3 protein-coding genes and 1 pseudogene are annotated in these 3495 nt (G+C 69.0%); 2 read left to right on the top strand and 2 right to left on the bottom strand.

Annotation, left to right across the window (positions count from 1 at the left end):
- Positions 1 to 809: 809 nt before the first annotated feature.
- Both NBW84_RS10475 and NBW84_RS10480 read left to right on the top strand, forming a co-directional pair.
- Positions 810 to 1136: a type II toxin-antitoxin system RelE/ParE family toxin gene (locus NBW84_RS10475; protein ID WP_250284040.1), complete on the top strand. Its 327-nt coding sequence runs from the start codon at positions 810 to 812 to the stop codon at positions 1134 to 1136.
- Positions 1136 to 1453, top strand: a complete 318-nt coding sequence (locus tag NBW84_RS10480) for a helix-turn-helix transcriptional regulator (protein ID WP_250284042.1) — start codon at positions 1136 to 1138, stop codon at positions 1451 to 1453. The genes NBW84_RS10475 and NBW84_RS10480 overlap by 1 nt, the downstream gene beginning before the upstream one ends.
- A 430-nt stretch (positions 1454 to 1883) precedes the next feature.
- Here NBW84_RS10480 and NBW84_RS10485 read toward each other — a convergent pair.
- Both NBW84_RS10485 and NBW84_RS10490 read right to left on the bottom strand, forming a co-directional pair.
- Positions 1884 to 2342, bottom strand: a pseudogene (locus NBW84_RS10485) (transposase); the annotation flags it as partial.
- Positions 2343 to 2345: 3 nt separating this feature from the next.
- Positions 2346 to 3479 carry an ADP-ribosylglycohydrolase family protein gene (locus NBW84_RS10490; RefSeq protein WP_250284044.1) on the bottom strand — a complete coding sequence of 378 codons (1134 nt, stop codon included), beginning with the start codon at positions 3477 to 3479 and terminating at the stop codon, positions 2346 to 2348.
- Positions 3480 to 3495: the final 16 nt, after the last annotated feature.

The following is a 3495-nucleotide window of genomic DNA, read 5'->3' on the forward strand; positions in this document are numbered from 1 at the left end:
TCCGCTGCTCTGACCGACTGAGCTACCGCCCCCTGATCGTCCCACCTTCCGGGCCAAGCCGTCCCGTCTAATGGAACACGCTTGCCCTGGATGGTGGGACGTGCTGACCGGCCGAGCATATCGCCGCCGTGCGACCAGAGGAGATCGTCGCGTCCGGACGAGGCCGTCGGTCTCTGGTAGTAGCTCGGACAAGTCGGACGACTACGGAAGAAGCAGGCAGCATAAGGCCGGATCGGGTCTTGGAACAGAGCCAGAGGTGTATCAAGACGGATCAGAGCCGAGTCGAAGCCCGGTCCGGCCATACCTGGTCAGAGCCGGTGGGGGCCAGAGCGGGCCGGTCGATGCCGGATCGAGATCACCGGGCGGGTCTGGTCATTAGGCCGGGTAGCGAGCGGCCGGACAGCGATTTCAGCGCCAGCAACCAAGATCGAAAGATTCGGATGCTGGCGCACAGGGTCCACCACGCTCCACATCTAGCCTTTGACCTGGGTAAATTGGCTGCAGCTATCAGCATGGAGTGGTCGGAGCTTGGCCGAATGGGCAGGTAGATGACCCGGTTTTCCGCTTGCCGTCCGATCACTGTCGAGCAGACGATCTTGCTGGCGGGCCTCGCCCCCGCAGACAGGTGATCGTCGATCTGCGTCGGGAACCTCGCCCGGCACCGGCGGATCGTCGGATGCGACCCGCGTGACGACCACGTCCGCCCTACGCGGCCAGGCGGGCGCGTGGGCGGCCTCACGACACTGACCGTGCCAGCAGGGGTTGAGGCCCCGGGGCAACGGTAATAACGTGGTCGTTATCATGATTGCATGCCCTGGGACGTCGTGGTCCACCCCGATGCAGCCGACGAGTTGGCCAAGCTCCCTGCCAACGAGCGCGCGGCGATCGACAACGCCCTCGACAAGCTGCGAGAACGCGGCACGGATCTACCGTTCCCACACACCAGTGCCGTCGTGGACGCCGACCACCTGTGGGAGCTACGTCCCCGAGGTGGCGACAGCCCGTGGCGGGCTTTCTACCGGCGGATGGGGGCAAGACTCGTCGTCGTTGGCGCCATCGGACACCACGACAAGCGGAAGTACAAGCGGGCAGTCGCCGTGGCCGTGGAACGGCTCAACGACCTGAAGGAGGACTGATGAAGCTGTCGGAGCTCAAGACTCTTGACCAGGTCATCGAAGAGCACCGCCAGGACCCGGAGTTCCGCGAGGAGTGGGACGCCCTGGCGTTCTCCCGGAAGGTCGCCAACCAGGTGATCGCATACCGGGTCGAACACGGTCTCACGCAGCGGGCCCTCGCCGAGCAGGTTGGCCTCAAGCAGCCCGCTGTCGCGCGCTTGGAGATCGCCGAGACGCAGCCACGGCTCGAAACGCTGGCGAAGCTCAGCAAGGCCACCGGTCTGACCTTTGACCTTCACGTCGCCAACGGAGCAGTCAAGATCGTTCAGGTCGCCTGAGGCTGGGCAAGCAAAGGAACGCTGACTGCTCGCCGGGTGCCATCACCCCGCCTGTGCGTCCACGAAGACCGGACGGGGTGGCGTTGGACGACGCGGGACGGCGGTGGAGGACCCGGCCCGCGCCCGACAGCGGCCGGTATGACGCGGGGGCCAGAAGCAGCCACGTCCTACCGGCGATCATCTCGTAAGCCAACGAGGCTGCTCGCGGCGAGATCGTGTCGGTCTACTCGACCCCCAACCTCGATCTTTCATGGATCGGCCGTGGTTGATCGCGGGCTGGGTTCCCAGCCTCTTCGATCTTGAGTTGTGCTCTTCGGCCGGTTTGGGTGGTGGCCGGTTGCCCCGCTGTCGCGTGGGGTGGGCGCCTGGTCCACGTCCGGGGCGGGTCTTTCGGGGTTGGTGGGGCAGGGACGTCCGTGTCCGGGCTATCCGGGGCGGGCGGGGCGCGCAGCCGGCTGATCGCTTCGGCGGCGAGCGGCGCCCAGGGGTGGTGCGCGGCGAGGTGCACGACGGCGGTGCGGGCGTGGCGTGCGAGCCGGCCCGCAAGCGAGAACAGCCGGTGGCGTAGCCGTTTCACTTCCCACCGGCGGGCGTCGAGGCCGGTGAACGCGAGCAGCCGGCTCCAGGCGATCAGCGCGCCGGCCAGGGCTACCACCGCGCACCACACCTCGTTTTGGGCGAAGTCGTGCAGCGGGAGGTTGGTCAGGCCGGTGTCCTTCGCTCCGCGGATGCGGTCCTCGCAGCGGGCACGGCGGCGATGCCGCAGCTCGAGGGTGGCGAGCTGGCCGCGGTGGCTGTTCGTGGCAAAGGCAGTGAAGCGATGCCCGTCGATGTCGGTGAAGCGCAGCTGGACGCCGGGGTGCGGCCGTTCCTTGCGCACGAAAGCCTGAGGCTAGGCACCCGGGTAGCGGTCGAACCAGGCCGGGGTCGCCTCTCCTCTGCTGTCGGAGATCTCGGGGGCGCCGGACGTCTCCAGGACGAAATCGTCGGCGATCTGGCGGACGAGGGTGTGGCCTTCGAGTTCGGTGAGCCGGTCCGCGGGCAGGGCGTCCTCGCCGAGCATGGTGCCGACGATGTTCCCGCAGATCGCGCCGGTGGAGTCGCTGTCCCCGGAGTGGTTCACCGCGGCGAGCAGCGCCGTCCACGGATCCGCCGGCGCCGCCACGGCGCAGTGGACGGCGATGGCCAGCGCCTCCTCGGCCACCCAGCCGGCGCCGAGGGATTCCACCCGCTCCGGGGTGGTCGGTGTGCCGTCGGCGGCCGCCGTCAGCGCGGCGCGCAGGGCGGCGGCAACCTTCCCACCGGCCCGTTCGGAGGCGAGTCGGCCGAGGGCCGACTCCACCGCTTCGACAGGGGTGTGGCCGTCGGCCACCACATTGATGATCCAGGCGAACGCCGCCGCCGCAAGATAGCCAGCCGGATGACCGTGGGTGAGCACAGCGCATTCGGCGGCGAGTTCCCACGCGGCTTCCGGCCCGGTCGGCAGCAGCCCGAACGGCGCCGAACGCATGACCGCGCCGCATCCCTTGCTGTCCGGGTTCGCGGGGCGTGCGGGCGTTCCCATCCGCGGCATCCGCAGCCCGGACAGGCACGCGTTGCCGGGGGCGCGCCGCGCGTACAGCAGCGGCTGACCGGCCAGCCAGCCGTCACTGTCCGTGTCGGATGGTGGCCCGGGGCGCTCCTGGGTGGCCAGCCAGCGCTGGTATGCCCGCCACACCACCGTCGGGTGATGGCAGATCCCCTTGGAGCGGCCGCGGACCGACGCCCGGATGAGCCCTTCGGCGGTGAACAGCGTCATCTGCGTGTCGTCGGTGATCGGCGCGTGTACGCCGTAGGCCGCCGTCAGGCCGCGCACCCCGGCCGGCCCGTGGGCGCGCCGGATCTCGTCCAACGACAGGAACTCGATGCCGGCCCCGAGTGCGTCCCCCAGTGCCCCGCCGAGCAGGCAGCCACGTACCCGGTCCTGACGGGAAATCCTGGAATTCTGCCTCAGGGCCACTGTGCGTTCCTTTGCTCGGTCGCTCATTTTTGACCTGCTCCTC

The sequence above is a fragment of the Protofrankia sp. CiP1_Cm_nod2 genome (assembly GCF_920664355.1).
Lineage (GTDB): Bacteria > Actinomycetota > Actinomycetes > Frankiales > Frankiaceae > Protofrankia.

Coding starts and splice junctions, on each gene's coding strand:
- NBW84_RS10475 (WP_250284040.1), top strand. CDS start 810: ATGCCCTGGGACGTCGTGGTCCACCCCGATGCAGCCGACGAGTTGGCC.
- NBW84_RS10480 (WP_250284042.1), top strand. CDS start 1,136: ATGAAGCTGTCGGAGCTCAAGACTCTTGACCAGGTCATCGAAGAGCAC.
- NBW84_RS10490 (WP_250284044.1), bottom strand. CDS start 3,479: ATGAGCGACCGAGCAAAGGAACGCACAGTGGCCCTGAGGCAGAATTCC.